This is a genomic window from Gordonia jacobaea (assembly GCF_965344965.1).
GTDB classification, from domain to species: Bacteria; Actinomycetota; Actinomycetes; order Mycobacteriales; family Mycobacteriaceae; genus Gordonia; species Gordonia jacobaea.
The window spans coordinates 24,885-40,263 of record NZ_CBDRLS010000003.1; the positions used below are offsets into that span (position 1 = coordinate 24,885).

16 protein-coding genes are annotated in these 15,379 nt (G+C 65.3%); 13 read left to right on the forward strand and 3 right to left on the reverse strand.

The features are described 5' to 3' along the window. Positions 1 to 34 precede the first annotated feature (34 nt). The 4 genes from ACRVY7_RS10915 (at position 35) to ACRVY7_RS10930 (ending at position 3,444) form a co-directional block, all read left to right on the forward strand. Complete coding sequence (locus tag ACRVY7_RS10915) at positions 35 to 982, forward strand: glucosyl-3-phosphoglycerate synthase (protein WP_431817496.1); 948 nt, start codon at positions 35 to 37, stop codon at positions 980 to 982. Positions 983 to 1,141: 159 nt separating this feature from the next. Further along, entirely contained in the window at positions 1,142 to 1,882 is a 741-nt protein-coding gene (gene pyrH, locus ACRVY7_RS10920) for a UMP kinase (protein ID WP_049697458.1), read from the forward strand. A gap of 81 nt (positions 1,883 to 1,963) precedes the next feature. Further along, entirely contained in the window at positions 1,964 to 2,521 is a 558-nt protein-coding gene (frr, locus tag ACRVY7_RS10925) for a ribosome recycling factor (protein WP_005204967.1), read from the forward strand. A gap of 20 nt (positions 2,522 to 2,541) precedes the next feature. Further along, positions 2,542 to 3,444, forward strand: a complete 903-nt coding sequence (locus ACRVY7_RS10930; RefSeq protein ID WP_049697459.1) for a phosphatidate cytidylyltransferase — start codon at positions 2,542 to 2,544, stop codon at positions 3,442 to 3,444. A 43-nt stretch (positions 3,445 to 3,487) separates the two neighbouring features. On the opposite strand, the gene ACRVY7_RS10935 is transcribed toward ACRVY7_RS10930, so the two are convergent. Further along, positions 3,488 to 4,090, reverse strand: a complete 603-nt coding sequence (locus ACRVY7_RS10935; RefSeq protein ID WP_049697087.1) for a TetR/AcrR family transcriptional regulator — start codon at positions 4,088 to 4,090, stop codon at positions 3,488 to 3,490. A 122-nt stretch (positions 4,091 to 4,212) separates the two neighbouring features. On the opposite strand from ACRVY7_RS10935, the gene ACRVY7_RS10940 reads away from it, so the two are divergent. The 4 genes from ACRVY7_RS10940 to ACRVY7_RS10955 all read left to right on the forward strand — a co-directional run bounded on the left by ACRVY7_RS10940 (position 4,213) and on the right by ACRVY7_RS10955 (position 8,649). After that, positions 4,213 to 5,127, forward strand: coding sequence for a metal-dependent hydrolase (locus ACRVY7_RS10940; protein ID WP_431817093.1), 915 nt, complete (start codon positions 4,213 to 4,215; stop codon positions 5,125 to 5,127). Next, positions 5,124 to 6,209, forward strand: a complete 1,086-nt coding sequence (locus ACRVY7_RS10945; RefSeq protein WP_431817094.1) for a PDR/VanB family oxidoreductase — start codon at positions 5,124 to 5,126, stop codon at positions 6,207 to 6,209. The genes ACRVY7_RS10940 and ACRVY7_RS10945 overlap by 4 nt, the downstream gene beginning before the upstream one ends. A gap of 89 nt (positions 6,210 to 6,298) precedes the next feature. Then, positions 6,299 to 7,792, forward strand: a complete 1,494-nt coding sequence (locus tag ACRVY7_RS10950) for a flavin-containing monooxygenase (RefSeq protein WP_431817095.1) — start codon at positions 6,299 to 6,301, stop codon at positions 7,790 to 7,792. Next, entirely contained in the window at positions 7,789 to 8,649 is an 861-nt protein-coding gene (locus ACRVY7_RS10955) for an SDR family oxidoreductase (RefSeq protein WP_431817096.1), read from the forward strand. Before ACRVY7_RS10950 ends, ACRVY7_RS10955 begins: the two co-directional genes overlap by 4 nt. 6 nt (positions 8,650 to 8,655) lie before the next feature. Here ACRVY7_RS10955 and ACRVY7_RS10960 read toward each other — a convergent pair whose 3' ends face one another. Then, positions 8,656 to 9,054 carry a LapA family protein gene (locus tag ACRVY7_RS10960; protein ID WP_049697092.1) on the reverse strand — a complete coding sequence of 133 codons (399 nt, stop codon included), beginning with the start codon at positions 9,052 to 9,054 and terminating at the stop codon, positions 8,656 to 8,658. A 30-nt stretch (positions 9,055 to 9,084) separates the two neighbouring features. Between ACRVY7_RS10960 and rlmN the strand changes: the two genes are divergently transcribed. Continuing rightward, on the forward strand, positions 9,085 to 10,197 hold the full coding sequence (rlmN, locus tag ACRVY7_RS10965; protein ID WP_049697460.1) for a dual-specificity RNA methyltransferase RlmN: 1,113 nt from the start codon (positions 9,085 to 9,087) through the stop codon (positions 10,195 to 10,197). Positions 10,198 to 10,201: 4 nt separating this feature from the next. Here the strand turns inward: rlmN and ACRVY7_RS10970 are convergent, their stop codons facing one another. Next, complete coding sequence (locus tag ACRVY7_RS10970) at positions 10,202 to 10,474, reverse strand: DUF2631 domain-containing protein (protein WP_049697093.1); 273 nt, start codon at positions 10,472 to 10,474, stop codon at positions 10,202 to 10,204. A 141-nt stretch (positions 10,475 to 10,615) separates the two neighbouring features. Between ACRVY7_RS10970 and puuE the strand changes: the two genes are divergently transcribed. The 4 genes from puuE (at position 10,616) to ispG (ending at position 15,329) form a co-directional block, all read left to right on the forward strand. Then, on the forward strand, positions 10,616 to 11,581 hold the full coding sequence (gene puuE / locus ACRVY7_RS10975; RefSeq protein ID WP_431817097.1) for an allantoinase PuuE: 966 nt from the start codon (positions 10,616 to 10,618) through the stop codon (positions 11,579 to 11,581). Between the two features lie 26 nt (positions 11,582 to 11,607). Next, positions 11,608 to 12,771: a 1-deoxy-D-xylulose-5-phosphate reductoisomerase gene (dxr, locus tag ACRVY7_RS10980; protein ID WP_431817098.1), complete on the forward strand. Its 1,164-nt coding sequence runs from the start codon at positions 11,608 to 11,610 to the stop codon at positions 12,769 to 12,771. Positions 12,772 to 12,826: 55 nt separating this feature from the next. After that, positions 12,827 to 14,053, forward strand: coding sequence for a M50 family metallopeptidase (locus tag ACRVY7_RS10985; RefSeq protein WP_431817099.1), 1,227 nt, complete (start codon positions 12,827 to 12,829; stop codon positions 14,051 to 14,053). A 91-nt stretch (positions 14,054 to 14,144) separates the two neighbouring features. After that, entirely contained in the window at positions 14,145 to 15,329 is a 1,185-nt protein-coding gene (gene ispG, locus ACRVY7_RS10990; RefSeq protein ID WP_049697097.1) for a flavodoxin-dependent (E)-4-hydroxy-3-methylbut-2-enyl-diphosphate synthase, read from the forward strand. Positions 15,330 to 15,379: the final 50 nt, after the last annotated feature.

The following is a 15,379-nucleotide window of genomic DNA, read 5'->3' on the forward strand; positions in this document are numbered from 1 at the left end:
CAACGGGGCGTCGGGTTCCGACTCCCAGCCGTCGATGACGATCTCGACGTCGGAAGGTGCGGCCACCTGGCTGGAGTCCAACACGTGGGAGCGCCCGGATTTCTCGGTCGACGAACTCATCGATGCGAAAGCAGGGAGGACGATCTCCGTCGTGCTGCCCGCGCTCAACGAAGAGCGGACGGTCGGCAGCGTCGTCGATGCCATCCTGCCGCTGGTAGGCACGCTGGTCGATGAGCTCGTCGTGGTCGACTCCGGGTCCACCGACGCGACGATCGAGGTCGCGCGGGCGGCGGGAGCCAGGGTGGAAACGCGGGAGTCCGCACTCGAGGGCATCCCGGTCGTCGACGGCAAGGGCGAGGTGCTGTGGCGATCGCTGGCGACGACGACCGGCGACATCGTCGTGTTCGTCGACAGCGACCTGGTCGACCCGGATCCGACGTACGTGCCCAGGCTGGTCGGCCCGCTCCTCACCACGCCCGACCTTCACCTGGTGAAGGGCTACTACCGGCGACCGCTCATGGGTGTCGACGGGGTCGATCCGTCGGGCGGAGGACGGGTGACCGAACTCACCGTGCGACCGCTGATCGCGGCACTGTGTCCGCCGCTGTGCGGGTTGATACAGCCCCTCGCGGGCGAGTACGCAGCAACTCGAGAGCTGCTGACGTCCATTCCGTTCGCTCCCGGTTACGGCGTCGAGATCGGAATCGTGCTCGACACCCTCGCCCGTCACGGCATCGATGCCATCGGTCAGGTCAACCTCGGGCTGCGGATACATCGCAATCGTCCTCTCCACGAACTGGGGCCGATGTCGCGCCAGATCGTCGCCACTTTCCTGTCGCGAGTGGGAATCGGAGATTCCGGGAGTCCGCTCGTCGCGTTCGTGATGGAGGGCGACGGCGTACACAGTCCGCGTCGTTCGTATCCGGTTCTCGACGACAGACCTGCGCTGCGGAGCCTGTTCGCCGCTGTTCATCGTCGCTGAGCTGCTCGTTCACCTTCACGTCACTGCCTGATACCCGGCTCTGCCCGCGTCCGGCGGGCTCGAGCCGCGCACGAACGGGTCTCGATCCGCGACCGCGATCACGAGGACGGCGACGTCCCCATAAGATGAACGAGGCGAACCGACGAGTTGAGGATGTTGATGAGCGAAACCCCTGAGTCCCCGGAATCTGCACGCCCCGGCTACCACCGCGTATTGCTGAAGCTCGGCGGCGAGATGTTCGGGGGTGGTCAGGTCGGTCTCGATCCTGACGTTCTGAGCACAGTCGCAGATCAGATCGCCGAGGTGGTCAATTCGGGCGTTCAGGTCGCAGTGGTCATTGGTGGCGGCAATTTCTTCCGAGGTGCCGAACTCCAGCAGCGCGGCCTCGACCGCGCCCGATCCGACTACATGGGCATGTTGGGCACGGTGATGAACTGCCTGGCCCTGCAGGACTTCCTGGAAAAGCGGGGGATCAGCACCCGCGTGCAGACGGCCATCACGATGGGCCAGGTCGCCGAGCCCTACCTCCCGCTGCGTGCGCAACGACACCTCGAGAAGGGTCGGGTCGTGATCTTCGGGGCAGGCATGGGCATGCCGTACTTCTCGACGGACACGACCGCGGCTCAGCGGGCGCTGGAGATCAAGGCGGAGGTCGTCCTCATGGCGAAGGCCGTCGACGGCGTCTACAGCGACGACCCGCGCACCAACCCGGATGCGACGCTGTATCGCGAGGTCACCCACCGCGAGGTGCTCGACAAGGAGCTCAAGGTCGCCGACGCGACTGCTTTCAGTCTCTGTATGGACAACAAGATGCCGATGCTCGTGTTCAATCTCTTGGAGAAGGGCAACATCGCGCGGGCGGTTGCCGGCGAGCGTATTGGCACACTGGTCAGCACGTAAGCCGACCCACGGGAAACCCCCCGACGCGGCCAGCCAGGCACTGACGAGAACCGGCAACAACGACGAGGACCAGGAACCGACATGATTGACGACGCATTGTTCGACGCCGAGGAGAAGATGGAGAAGGCGGTCGGCGTGGCGCGCGAGGACATGGGGTCCATCCGGACCGGTCGCGCGAATCCCTCGATGTTCAACAAGATCCACATCGAGTACTACGGCGCTCTGACCCCCGTCACCCAGGTCGCATCGATCACGACTCCCGAAGCCCGACTGGTCGTCATCAAGCCCTACGAGCCGTCGAGTCTGCGCGACATCGAGACCGCGATCCGCAATTCCGACCTCGGCGTGAACCCGACCAACGACGGAAACCTGATTCGCGTCGCCATCCCGCAGCTGACCGAGGATCGCCGCAAGGAACTCGTCAAACAGGCGAAGGGCAAGGGTGAGGACGCCAAGGTCGCGATCCGCAACATCCGCCGCAAGACCGTCGACGAGCTCAAGCGCATCCAGAAGGACGGCGAGGCGGGCGAGGACGAGGTGTCGCGCGCCGAGAAGGAGCTCGACAAGACGACCGCAGGCTATGTGCACCAGGTTGACGAGCTGGTCAAGCACAAGGAATCCGAATTGCTCGAGGTGTGACCGAGGAGCCGACGCATCCCATGTCCGACGATTCAGCGACGAATCGCGACGACGGCAGTACCAGCGCAGCGGAGCCGACGAGTTCTGCAGAGGCGGAGCCGAAGAAGTCGCGTGCGGGGCGTGATCTCCCGGCAGCCCTGGGGGTCGGTTTCTCGTTGGGTATCGGGATCATCCTGATCCTGCTGTTCGCGCCGAAACTCTGGTACGTCGTCGTGGCGGTGGCATTCGCGATCGCGACGTGGGAGGTGAGCAAACGCCTACGCGACGGCGGGTACGACGTTGCGTTGCCGCCGCTACTCGTCGGCGGGCAGGCGATCATCTGGTCGAGCTGGCCATGGGGGACGACCGGCGTCCTGGTCGCGTTTGTGGGCACGCTCCTGGTGATGATGGTGTGGATGTTGTTGGCGCAGGGCATCACTCACGCGCCGGTGAACTATCTGAAGAATCTGTCTGCGAGCGTGCTCGTGCTCGCCTGGTTGCCGCTACTGGCCTCGTTCGGCGCGATGATGGTCGTCCAGGACCACGGCGCGGCCCGCGTCGCCACCCTGATGGTTGTCGTCGTCTGTTCCGACGTCGGCGGTTACGCGGCCGGAGTGCTCTTCGGCAAGCATCCGATGGCACCGGCAATCAGCCCGAAGAAATCGTGGGAGGGCCTCGCCGGCTCGCTCGTGGTCGGCACGGCGGGCGCGATCGGCTGCGTGGTCTTGCTACTCGACAGCCAGTGGTGGATCGGAATGATCCTCGGGCCTGTTCTTGTCGTCTGCGCGACACTCGGCGACCTCGTCGAGTCCCAGATCAAACGGGACCTGGGCATCAAGGACATGGGCACGCTGTTGCCGGGACACGGCGGGATCATGGATCGTCTCGACTCGCTGCTCCCGTCGGCATTCATCGTGTGGTGCGTACTCACCGCACTGCTCTGACAGCCTCCGCCGCAACGTCGTTTCAGTGGTCCCTGGGGGCCTTTCAGCCCGGGCCGGCGATCGCGAGTAGGTGGTCGCGTGCGAATTTCTCGACGTCGGCGTAGTTCGTCAGTGGTACGCGCACCTCGGGCGTCAGCAGGATGGAGTGCGTGATGCGCACCAGAATTTCGGCGCGCGATGCCAATTCGTCGTCGTCGAGTGCGACATCGGGGGTGCGCAAGATGTCGGCGGTTGCCTCGACGGCGGCGGCCAGGATGAACGATCCGTTGAGCGTCAACTGCTCCAGCACCGACGCGGGCTCGAGTTCGATGAGCCGATTCCACACCGGGTTGCCGCGCACCGTCGTCACCGTCGTGGCGAATGCGGTCACCACCCTGTCGGCATAGGTCTCCGCGGCGTCGGCCGCGGCGCGTACGTCGGCGAACAGTCGCGACGCCTCGCGGATGAGAACCGCGGTCAAGACCTCGTTCCGCCCGCCGATGCGGCGGTACACGGTGACGCGTCCGACGCCCGCTCGCTTCGCGATGTCGTCGACCGTCGCACGACGAATTCCGATGTCGGCGAAGACGTCGAGGGCGGCGTCGAGAATCGGGTCGGATGCGGTGTCGACGCCCGCCCCCGTGGTGAACAAACCGGGCACGGACATGATGTCAGCCTAAACGACCGAGCTATTGAAACACTGAGTCAATCTATGTTTCACTGTTCGCGTCAGGAAGGTGACGTGACTCACGCAGGCGTCGCCCCGAGTTGGCACGAGGAGGAGGGTCCGTGACGCAAGCACATCCACAGGAGCAGGCACACCGGGCGCGCACACGCGAGTACGAGCAGGAAGCGTTGGCGATCAATGCTCGTCCGGTTCGATTCGACTGGAGCGGCGTGCCGCTGGAGTACATCCCCGGCGAGCCGTACGCGACGCACTTCTGGAATGTCATGCACCTCGTCTTGCCCGAGGGTGAACGAGCCATGGCCGACGTCTTCGCGCAGGCGCTCGCATTCATCGACGACCCACGATTGCGGGAGGAGGTCGTCGGATTCGTCGGTCAGGAGGCCACGCACGCGTCGTCGCACGAGGGATTCCGAAAGTACCTGATCGCCAACGGCGTCGAGATCGGACCGGTGATGGCGCGCATCGAGTTCGCCGTCGAGAAGATCTTCGGCGACCACGGCATCACCGACGGCCGTGCCAGCAGGGCGTGGCTGTCGGAGCGCCTCGGAATCTACGCGGCTGCAGAGCATTTCACAGCGGTGGTGGGTGAGTGGCTGCTCGACAACACGGCTTTCGACGATATCGGCGTCGACCCGACGATGCTTGACCTGCTCCGGTGGCACGGTGCTGAAGAACTCGAACATCGAAACGTCGCATTCGATGCGTTCCAGTATGTCGACGGGGGCTACTTCCGTCGTGCTCGGACTGCACTGATCGCGTCGACAGGTCTTGCCGCACTGTGGTTTTCGACAGCCGCGTACCTCTACCGCAATGACGCAACCATCGCTCGACGCCGCCCGTGGCCCGTGGCGTTCGCGCGAGCGGCACGTCGGCACATGATTCCCGGAGTCTCGTTCCTGTTCGAGCAGATCTACCTGTACCTCCGCCCGGGGTTCCACCCGTCGACCATGGGCGACATCGACAAAGCCGTTCGCTACCTTGCGATCTCGCCCGCGGCGCGAGCGGCAGAGCAGTGAACTACCTTCCGCCGCCCACCACCGACGTCGACAATCCGACGCCGGTCCTGCGTGAGATCCACCGGTTGGCGCGGGGCTATTCTCGCGTCTTCGCGCAGGCGCGGTTCGCCGAACGCCTTTCGCGGCCGAACCCTGTCCGTCGCGTCGGATTCGACATGCGACTCGACGTGGTCGAGAGTGTCGAGGCCGTCGACGGGGTGCGCCTGATCACCCTCGCCCGACCTGACCGCTCGGCGTTGCCCGCCTGGAGTCCCGGCGCTCACATCGACGTGTTCACCTCGACCGACCGTCAACGCCATTACTCGCTCACCGGCGATCCCGCCGACACCACCACCTATCGAATCGCGGTGCGGCGCATACCCGGCGGGCTCGGCTCCGCGGAGATGCACGTATTGCGAAGCGGTGATCAGCTGCGGATTCGGGGACCGCGCAACGCCTTCAACTTCGCTGCCACAACACGGTGTCTCTTCGTTGCCGGTGGGATCGGCATCACCCCGATCCTGCCGATGGTGCGCGAGGCACATGCGCGCGGTCTCGACTGGCGACTCGTCTACACCGGCCGATCACGGGCGACGATGCCGTTTCTCGACGAGTTGCTCGCACTCGACGGCGACCGGGTACGCGTTCATACCGACGACGTCGACGGCCCTCCCGACATCGCCGACGTCCTCGGTATCGGTATCGGCAGCGACAGAGAGGCCGGGCCGATCTACCTGTGCGGACCGTCGAGCATGCTCGCCGCGGCACGACGCCTCGTGGTGCAGCGAGCTCCCCGCCGCGAATTACACAGCGAAAGATTCAGTCCACCACCGGTCGTCGACGGCGAGCCGTTCCGTATCGACTTCGCCTCGGGCGGTTCTGTCGAGGTCGCCTCAGACGAGACCGCCCTCGCGGCGATCCGCCGTGTGCGACCCGACGTGCGCTACTCCTGCCAGCAGGGCTTCTGCGGGGCGTGTCGGGTGCGCGTGCTCGCCGGAGCCGTCGAGCACCACGACCGCGTGCTGATCGGTGACGAACGTGACGATTCGATGATGATCTGCGTCTCGCGCGCAGCAGGCGACCACGTTGTCGTCGATCTCTAGGAGGAACCGTAGTGCACTCTTCAGTCCCACAAGGCCCAGCCCAACAGCACGACCCAACCCTCCACGACCCCGCCCGACGACACTTTCACGTGGCGATCATCGGCGCGGGGTTCGGTGGCATCGGCGCCGCGATTCGATGCTTGCAGAACGGATTCGACGATCTGGTCGTGTTCGAGCGCGCCGCAGATGTCGGGGGAACGTGGGAGGTCAACACGTACCCCGGAGCGCAGTGCGACATCCCATCGGCGCTGTACTCGTTCTCGTTCGCCCCGAATCCGGACTGGACACGCCTGTACCCACTGCAGCGTGAGATCCAGGCGTACATCGCCCGGTGCGCTGACGATTTCGGGGTTACCTCCCACGTCCGGTGCGGCCATGACGTCAGCGATGCGTCGTGGGATGACCTCGCTCAGGTCTGGCGTTTGACGGTCAACGGATCGGCATTCACCGCCGATGTTCTCGTCGGCGCGACGGGGCCGTTCAGCGAGCCGTCCCGACCCGACATTCCCGGACTCGACGACTTCGACGGCGATGTCTTCCACTCGGCGCGGTGGGATCACGCGTGGTCGCCCGAGGGTAAGCGGGTTGCCGTCATCGGAACAGGCGCGTCCGCAGTGCAATTCGTTCCCCAGCTGCAGCCGCGGGTGGCTCATCTGACCCTCTTCCAGCGCACGCCCACCTGGATTCTGCCGCACCCTGACCGGCCGATCCCGCAGCGCGTGCGGTCGATGTTTGCTCGGGTGCCCGTCACCCAGCGTGCGCTGCGCGGAGTCTGTTCAATGGTGCAGGAGATGATGGTGCCCGGATTGGTGAGCCATCCTGTGCTGCTGAAACCTGCTGCGGCACTGGGCCGGTGGCATCTTCGCCGGCAGGTGGCAGACGACAAGCTCCGGGCAGCCCTGACGCCGACATATTCCTTCGGGTGCAAGCGACCGACCTTCTCCAACAGGTATTACCCGGCGCTGGCCGCACCGAACGCTTCGGTCGTCTCCGATGCGATAGTCGGTGTACGGCCCGAGGGCATCGAGACGGCCGACGGTCGCGTTCATGAGGTCGACACCATCCTCCTCGGTACCGGCTTCAAACTCGCGGCGGGACAGGGATTCTCGCGCATTCACGGTGCTGACGGCCGCAGCCTGTCGCAAGTGTGGGGCAATGGCGAGATGAAGGCCTACATGGGAACGAGCGTGGCGGGGTTTCCGAACTTCTTCATGATCCTCGGACCCAACTCGGTGGTCTACACCTCGCAGGTGGTCACCATCGAGGCGCAGGTCGACTACCTGGTCGATGCGCTGAAGGCCATGCGCCGGAGGCGAATCCGCAGTTTTGATGTCACGCAGGCGGCGCAGGATCGGTTTGTGGACGAGGTCGATAAAGGCCTTGAGGAGTCGGTGTGGAACACCGGTGGCTGCTCGAGCTATTACCTCAGTCCGTCTGGACGAAACTTCACCTTCTGGCCGGGGTACGTCTTCACTTTCAGGCGCGCGATGAAACACGTGAACTGGGATGACTTCGACGTCCGAACGGGCATTCCGACTCGACCCGCGGCGTCGACGACGACGCAGGAGGTAGTAGTCGGATGAGCAGGACGGACATTCGCGGGTCGGTGGTTCTCGTCACCGGGGCGGCACAGGGGATCGGGCTGCGCACCGCGCGCCTCCTCGTCGACTCGGGTGCACACGTGGTGCTGACCGACGTCGACGCTGCCACACTCGAATCCGCCAGTGCCGATTTCGCCGACGACGCCATCCTCACGGTGGAAGCAGATGTGCGCGAACTGGATTCGATGGCCGCCGCCGTCGACAAGGCGATCGGCAGGTTCGGCCATCTCGATCACGTTGTCGCCAACGCGGGCATCACGCCACCGACGGCAACGCTGCGCGGCGTTGATCCGGTGGCCTTCGACCGCGTCATCGACGTCAACCTGCGCGGCGTGTTCAACACCGTGCGCGCGTGTATGGAGCCGGTGATCGCCGCGCGTGGGCACATGCAGTTGGTTGCCTCGTGCGCTGCGTTCGCTCCCGGGATGGGAGGTTCGGCGTACATGATCACCAAATCGGGGGTGGAACAACTCCGGCGAGCGCTGCGCATAGAACTGTCGGCGTACGGCGCCTCTGCGGGCATCGCGTACTTCGGCATCGTGGAGACGGACATGACGCGGGCGACGCTCGATGACGACCCGATCGGGCGCGAGATCGGCGGGCAACTGCCGTGGCCGCTGAATCGTCGGATCACCGCAGACGACGCCGCCAGAGTCCTGGTCGACGCAATCGCGTCCAGGAGGGGACAGGTGATCGCGCCCCGGCAATGGTCGGTGTACTCGGCGCTTCGAGGACTCATCAATCCGCTGCTCGACGAGAAGCTCACACGCGACGCGTCGATTCATCGGATCGTCGGGCACCTCGACGGCGGCGTCGCACCGCGATCGGTGGGTGCGTGAGGGGCACTACTCCGGTGGCGGCTCCGTCGCACTCTTGGCCTTCTTCAGTGCCCGATTGAGCTGGAACACGCGTGCGCCTCCCGCCATCGCGACAATCAACGCTCCTGCGATCGCGGCGATCAGCAAGCTGACCCCGACGGGCAGGTTGACCTCCCAGAACAGAACGTCGATCCGCTGCGAGTCGAGGTTCTGGAGGATGAATACCAGCAGCAGGATCGTGATGATCGCCCCGACGACCAGGCCCGTGAACGCTGCGCGAGCGCGCGTGTGCTCGACCTTCTCGATCTTGGTGCGCAACTCCTGTCGTTCGGCGAGCAGTGCCTGATGTTCGGTGGGGTCGACGGTGGGCGTCACGTCGGGTTCGGTCACGTCGTGGTTGGCCCTGCGCTTGTCGCCGTGGTTCATACACCCATGATGACATGCGACAATGGATTCATGACGTCATTGCCGCTCGTGTTCACCGCGCCCAAGAAGGGACTGCCGCCGACGCACTTCGCTGATCTCGATGTCGACGGTCGGCGCGCGGTCATCACCGATCTCGGCCTGCCGAAATTCCGCGCAGACCAGTTGGCGCGGCAGTACTACTCACGTCTCAACGGCGACGTCGAGGAGATGACAGACCTCCCGGCGTCGGCACGTCCCGCGGTCGCGGAGGCACTGTTCCCGCAGCTGCTGACACCCGTCCGCCATATCGCCTGCGACGACGGCAGCACACGCAAAACCCTCTGGCGCCTGCACGACGGCACCCTGCTCGAGAGCGTTTTGATGCGCTACAGCGATCGCAACACGCTGTGCATCTCCAGTCAGGCGGGATGCGGAATGGCCTGCCCGTTCTGTGCGACCGGGCAGGGCGGACTCGACCGCAACCTGTCGACCGGTGAGATCGTCGATCAGGTGCGTGTCGCAGCGCGAGCGTTGCGCGACGGCGAGTTCGGCGATGCCGGCAGGCTCTCGAACGTGGTCTTCATGGGCATGGGGGAGCCGCTGGCCAACTACAAGCGTGTCGTGTCCGCGGTCAAACAGATCACGTCGCCGAGTCCGGAGGGGCTGGGAATCTCGGCTCGCTCGGTGACCGTGTCGACCGTCGGTCTGGCGCCTGCGATCAGACGCCTCGCCGACGAGGGTCTGTCGGTGACACTGGCTGTGTCTTTGCACACTCCCGATGACGAACTGCGTGACACGCTGGTGCCCGTCAACAACCGCTGGTCGGTGCAGGAAGTTCTCGACGCCGCCAGGTATTACGCCGACACCACGGGGCGTCGGGTCTCGATCGAGTACGCCTTGATCCGTGACGTGAACGATCAGCCGTGGCGAGCCGACATGTTGGGCAGCAAGCTGCACAAGGCACTCGGGTCCTTGGTGCACGTGAACCTGATTCCGCTCAACCCGACGCCCGGCTCGCAGTGGGATGCGAGCCCGAAGGACGTCGAGCGCGAGTTCGTTCGTCGCGTGCGCGCGCAGGGGGTGTCGTGCACCGTCCGCGACACGCGCGGGCAGGAGATCGCCGCGGCATGCGGCCAGCTCGCTGCCGAGGAGACGAGCGGTTAGCCGCTCAGCTCCACTTCTTCTTCTTGAACATCTTGTAGAGCAGGATGCACGCGAGCGCGACGGCGATGACGATCAGGTAGATGTCCTCGACGTGGCCGACCTGGTTGCCGATCAGCATGAACAGCAACGCTGCGACGCAGAACCAGCCGGCGGCATACATCGACTTCGTCGCGGTGCCGTGCCAGCCGAATCGTGCCGAAGGCGCATCCTCGGGCTCGTGCCTCCAGCCGGTGTCGATCTGCTTGTGCTGCTCGTGCTCGACCTCGGTGCTTGCCACGGTGGCTCCTCACTGCGAAACGACTGACACTTCTGCCCAACTACGATGTCCGACGACGATCAGTAGTAGTTCACGATGAGCATAGCGGCCGCGTCGTCGCCCCGTCGCACGGCCACGCGCGATGTAGGAGAGAATGCCGCCATGCTCCCGACGACACGTTCGCTGAACGATTACCGCACAGAGGCATACCCCCGCGACATGATCGGATACGGACGCACCACCCCCGATCCGCAGTGGCCGGGTGACGCGAAAATCGCGGTGCAGTTCGTCCTCAACTACGAAGAGGGCAGCGAGAACAACGTCCTCGAAAACGACCGCGGCAGCGAGACCTTTCTGTCCGAGATGGTTGGCGCGCAGTCATTTCCGAATCGGCACATGAGCATGGAGTCGCTCTACGAGTACGGCTCCCGTGCGGGGGTGTGGCGCATCCTGCGTACGTTCTCTCGGCGCGAATTGCCGTTGACGATCTTCGCCGTCGCGCAGGCGATGGCGCGCAATCCCGAGGTCGCGGCGGCATTCGTCGAGCGCGGCGACGAAATCGCGTGTCACGGGTATCGCTGGCTGAACTATCAGATGGTCGACGAGCACGTCGAGCGCGAGCACATGCGTGCGGCGATCGAGCTGCTGACCGAGATCACCGGGTCGCGACCGCTCGGTTGGTACACCGGCAGAGACTCGCCGAAGACTCGCGATCTGGTCGTCGAGTACGGGGGATTCGCCTACGACTCCGACAGTTACGCCGACGATCTGCCGTACTGGGTCAAGGTGCCGAGGCGCACCGACGGGGCGATCGCGGACGTCGACCATCTCGTCGTGCCCTACACGATGGATACCAACGACATGCGGTTCGCGTCGCCCGGCGGCTTTCCCTCGGGGGAACAGTTCTACGCACAGCTGCGTGACGCATTCGACGTGCTCTATCGCGAGGGACTCGAGGGTTCACCGAAGATGCTGTCGGTCGGCCTGCACTGTCGGGTCGTCGGACGTCCGTCACGGTTGGCGGCGCTCGAGCGATTCCTCGACCACGTGCAGTCTCACGACGGCGTCTGGATACCTCGACGCATCGAGATCGCCGAGCACTGGCAGAAGGTCCACCCGCCTGCCTGAGTTGCCCTGTGAGCGACAATGGTCGAGTGAGCACACGTGTACTGATTCTCGGATCGACCGGCTCGATCGGGGTTCAGGCCCTCGAGGTGATCGCCGAGCATCCCGAGCGATTCGAGGTGGTCGGACTCGGCGCAGGCGGCGGCAACCTCGACCTGCTGGCGCAGCAGGCGCGGTCGACCGGCCTGACAGCGGATCGCGTCGCCGTCGCCGACTCGGGCGCGGCGGAAAAACTCGCGGCCGAACTGGGCGACGGAGTCCTCGGCGGGGCGGAGGCGATGTGCAGGCTCGTCGAGAGCGTCGACGCCGATGTGGTGCTCAACGCGATCGTTGGATCGATCGGGCTGCGGCCGAGCCTCGCCACGTTGGAATCCGGCGCTCGGCTGGCGCTCGCGAACAAGGAGTCGCTGGTCGCGGGCGGGTCACTGGTCCTCGACGCCGCGTCGCCGGGGCAGATCGTCCCCGTCGACTCGGAGCACTCGGCCATCGCGCAGTGCCTGCGGGCGGGTACGGCCGAGGAGGTGTCGAGGCTGGTCCTGACCGCCTCCGGTGGACCCTTCCGGGGGTGGACACGCGAGCAACTCGTCGACGTCACGCCCGAGCAGGCGGGTAAACATCCGACCTGGTCGATGGGACCCCTGATCACGCTGAACTCCGCGACGCTGGTCAACAAGGCCCTCGAGGTGATCGAGGCCCACCTGCTGTTCGACGTCGACTACGACCGGATCGACGTGACGGTGCACCCGCAGTCGATCGTGCACTCGATGGTGACCTTCGTCGACGGCGCGACGATCGCCAAGGCATCCCCGCCGTCGATGAAACTGCCGATCGCGCTGGCTCTCGGCTGGCCCGACCGCGTTCCCGGCTCGTCGATTCCCTGTGACTTCTCGACGGCGTCGTCGTGGACGTTCGAACCGGTCGACAACACCGTGTTCCCCGCGATCGAGCTCGCCCGGGAGGCCGGTCGCGCGGGCGGAAGCCTCACCGCGGTGTACAACGCCGCAAACGAGGCGGCTGCCGCCGGGTTCTTCGCTGGACGCATCGGCTTCCCGCGCATCGTCGAGATCATCGCCGATGTGCTCGCCGTCGCAGATGAATGGCGTGTGCAGCCAGGTACTGTGGAGGAGATCCTTGCCGCCGACGCATGGGCACGAGAGCGCGCTGCGCAGTTCGTCGCACACGCTTGCGCGTGATAGGGAGACCAGCCCGTAGAGCTTGCTGCGGGGACGTCGAATTGGAGTTGAGTACGTGAGTTTCGCGATCGGCGTCGTGCTGTTTGCGGTTGCGCTGGTGTTGTCGGTCGCCTGGCACGAATGCGGTCACATGTGGGCCGCGCAGGCCACCGGCATGAAGGTCCGACGCTACTTCGTCGGATTCGGCCCGACGCTGTGGTCGACCAAGCGTGGCGAAACCGAATACGGCATCAAGTTGATTCCCGCTGGCGGTTTCTGCGACATCGCGGGCATGACCCCCTACGACGAACTCGCCGACGACGAGCGTGACCGTGCCATGTACCGCCAGAAACCGTGGAAGCGGTTCGTGGTGCTGCTCGCAGGTCCGGCGCAGAACATCCTGCTCGGCCTGGTGCTCGTGTTCATCGTGGCCATCGCGTTCGGCCTGCCCAAGATCGGCCCCGATGCCAACAACGCACCTGTCTACGTCGACAAAGCGACGTGCGTGGCCCCGAGTACCGACGCCAAGGGCGAGCCGGTGGCCTGTTCGGGACCGAGTCCCGCCGCGGAGGCAGGGCTGCGCTCGGGCGATCAGGTCGTCGCGATCAACGGGCATCGTGTCGACAACAACGCCGACCTGATCATGACCACGTGGAAGACCTCCGGCACCGCCCAGCTCGAGGTCTTGCGCGATGGCAAGACCCTGACGCTCGACGTGCCCGTCACCCAGGTGCAGCGGATGCAGAGGGCCGACGACGGGTCGCTCAAGCCGATCACGGTCGGGGCCATCGGTGTGCAGCTCAATACGCCTCCGGAGCCGATCAACCACTACAACGTCGCGACGGCGGTACCGGGAACGTTCTCGTTCACCGGGCAGCTACTCGTCGAGACGTTCAAGGCGTTGGTCTCGCTGCCGTCGAAGGTCAGCGGGCTGTGGGCCGCGGTGACCGGTGGCGAACGCGCAACCGATTCGCCGGTGAGCGTTTACGGCGCGTCGGTGATGGGCGGGCAGACGGTCGAGCGCGGGCAGTGGAGCGTCTTCCTGCTGCTGCTCATCAGCGTCAACCTCTTCCTCGGGCTGTTCAATTTGGTCCCGCTACTACCCTTGGATGGTGGGCACATGGCGATCGTCGGCTACGAGAAGGGCCGCGACACCGTGCGCCGGTGGTTCGGCAAGGCGCCAGGGGGCGTCGTCGACTACTACAAACTGATGCCGATCACCTACGCGGTGGTCATCGTGATGGCGGGGTTCATGGTCCTGACCTTGACCGCCGACATCGTCAACCCGATCAAGATCTTCTGATGCGCGGCCCCGTCAGCCCAGATACGACGGCCGCGAGCGGCCCGGATTCGACGGCCGCGCAGACAACCGAATCCGCTTCGAGGAGTACGAGATGAACGCACCTGCCACGAGTGGGGCCACCGCCATCGGCCTCGGTATGCCCGCGGGTCCTCCGCCGGTACTGGCGCCGCGTCGCAAAACCCGTCAGATCCACGTCGGCTCGGTGGGCGTCGGCAGCGACTACCCGGTGTCGGTGCAGTCGATGACAACCACGAAGACGCACGACATCAACGCGACGTTGCAGCAGATCGCCGAACTGACGGCGTCGGGATGCGACATCGTCCGGGTGGCGTGTCCCCGGCAGGAGGATGCCGAGGCGCTGCCGATCATCGCGAAGAAGTCCAAGATCCCGGTGATCGCCGACATCCACTTCCAGCCGAAGTACATCTTCGCCGCGATCGACGCCGGTTGCGCGGCGGTCCGGGTGAACCCCGGCAACATCAAGGAGTTCGACGGCCGCGTCAAGGAAGTCGCCAAGGCAGCGGGCGACGCCGGCATCCCGATCCGGATCGGCGTGAACGCGGGGTCGTTGGACAAGCGGATCATGCAGAAGTACGGCAAGGCGACGCCCGAGGCGTTGGTCGAGTCGGCGCTGTGGGAGGCGGGGCTGTTCGAGGAGCACGGCTTCGGCGACATCAAGATCTCGGTCAAGCACAACGACCCGGTCATCATGGTCGAGGCATACCGGCAGCTGGCCGCGCAGTGTGACTATCCGCTGCACCTCGGTGTGACCGAGGCGGGTCCGGCATTCCAGGGGACGATCAAGTCGTCGGTGGCGTTCGGTTCGCTGCTCAGTCAGGGCATCGGCGACACCATCCGGGTGTCGTTGTCGGCACCGCCCGCCGAGGAGATCAAGGTGGGCGACGCGATCCTGCAGTCGCTCAATTTGCGCCCACGCAAGCTCGAAATCGTGTCGTGCCCCTCGTGCGGGCGCGCGCAGGTCGACGTCTACAAGTTGGCCGACGCCGTGACCGCCGGGCTCGAGGGTATGGAGGTTCCGCTGCGTGTTGCCGTGATGGGCTGCGTCGTGAACGGTCCCGGAGAGGCTCGCGAAGCCGACCTCGGCGTCGCCTCGGGCAACGGCAAGGGCCAGATCTTCGTCAAGGGCGAGGTCATAAAAACGGTGCCCGAAGCCGAAATCGTGGAGACGCTGATCGAAGAAGCGCTGCGGATTGCGGAGGAATCGGGAGAAACTGGTGATGGAGCGGTGGGATCACCCACCGTGACTGTTTCCTGACGACAGTCCGCACCCCGGTTTCGTTGACACGTGGTGTCGGTAAGTCGTCG

Bases quoted from the DNA above. Each gene is read 5' to 3' on its own strand.
- ACRVY7_RS10915 (WP_431817496.1), top strand. From the start codon at position 35: ATGACGATCTCGACGTCGGAAGGTGCGGCCACCTGGCTGGAGTCCAAC.
- frr (WP_005204967.1), top strand. From the start codon at position 1,964: ATGATTGACGACGCATTGTTCGACGCCGAGGAGAAGATGGAGAAGGCG.
- ACRVY7_RS10930 (WP_049697459.1), top strand. From the start codon at position 2,542: ATGTCCGACGATTCAGCGACGAATCGCGACGACGGCAGTACCAGCGCA.
- ACRVY7_RS10955 (WP_431817096.1), top strand. From the start codon at position 7,789: ATGAGCAGGACGGACATTCGCGGGTCGGTGGTTCTCGTCACCGGGGCG.
- ACRVY7_RS10960 (WP_049697092.1), bottom strand. From the start codon at position 9,054: ATGAACCACGGCGACAAGCGCAGGGCCAACCACGACGTGACCGAACCC.
- pyrH (WP_049697458.1), top strand. From the start codon at position 1,142: ATGAGCGAAACCCCTGAGTCCCCGGAATCTGCACGCCCCGGCTACCAC.
- ACRVY7_RS10935 (WP_049697087.1), bottom strand. From the start codon at position 4,090: ATGTCCGTGCCCGGTTTGTTCACCACGGGGGCGGGCGTCGACACCGCA.
- rlmN (WP_049697460.1), top strand. From the start codon at position 9,085: ATGACGTCATTGCCGCTCGTGTTCACCGCGCCCAAGAAGGGACTGCCG.
- puuE (WP_431817097.1), top strand. From the start codon at position 10,616: ATGCTCCCGACGACACGTTCGCTGAACGATTACCGCACAGAGGCATAC.
- ispG (WP_049697097.1), top strand. From the start codon at position 14,145: ATGAACGCACCTGCCACGAGTGGGGCCACCGCCATCGGCCTCGGTATG.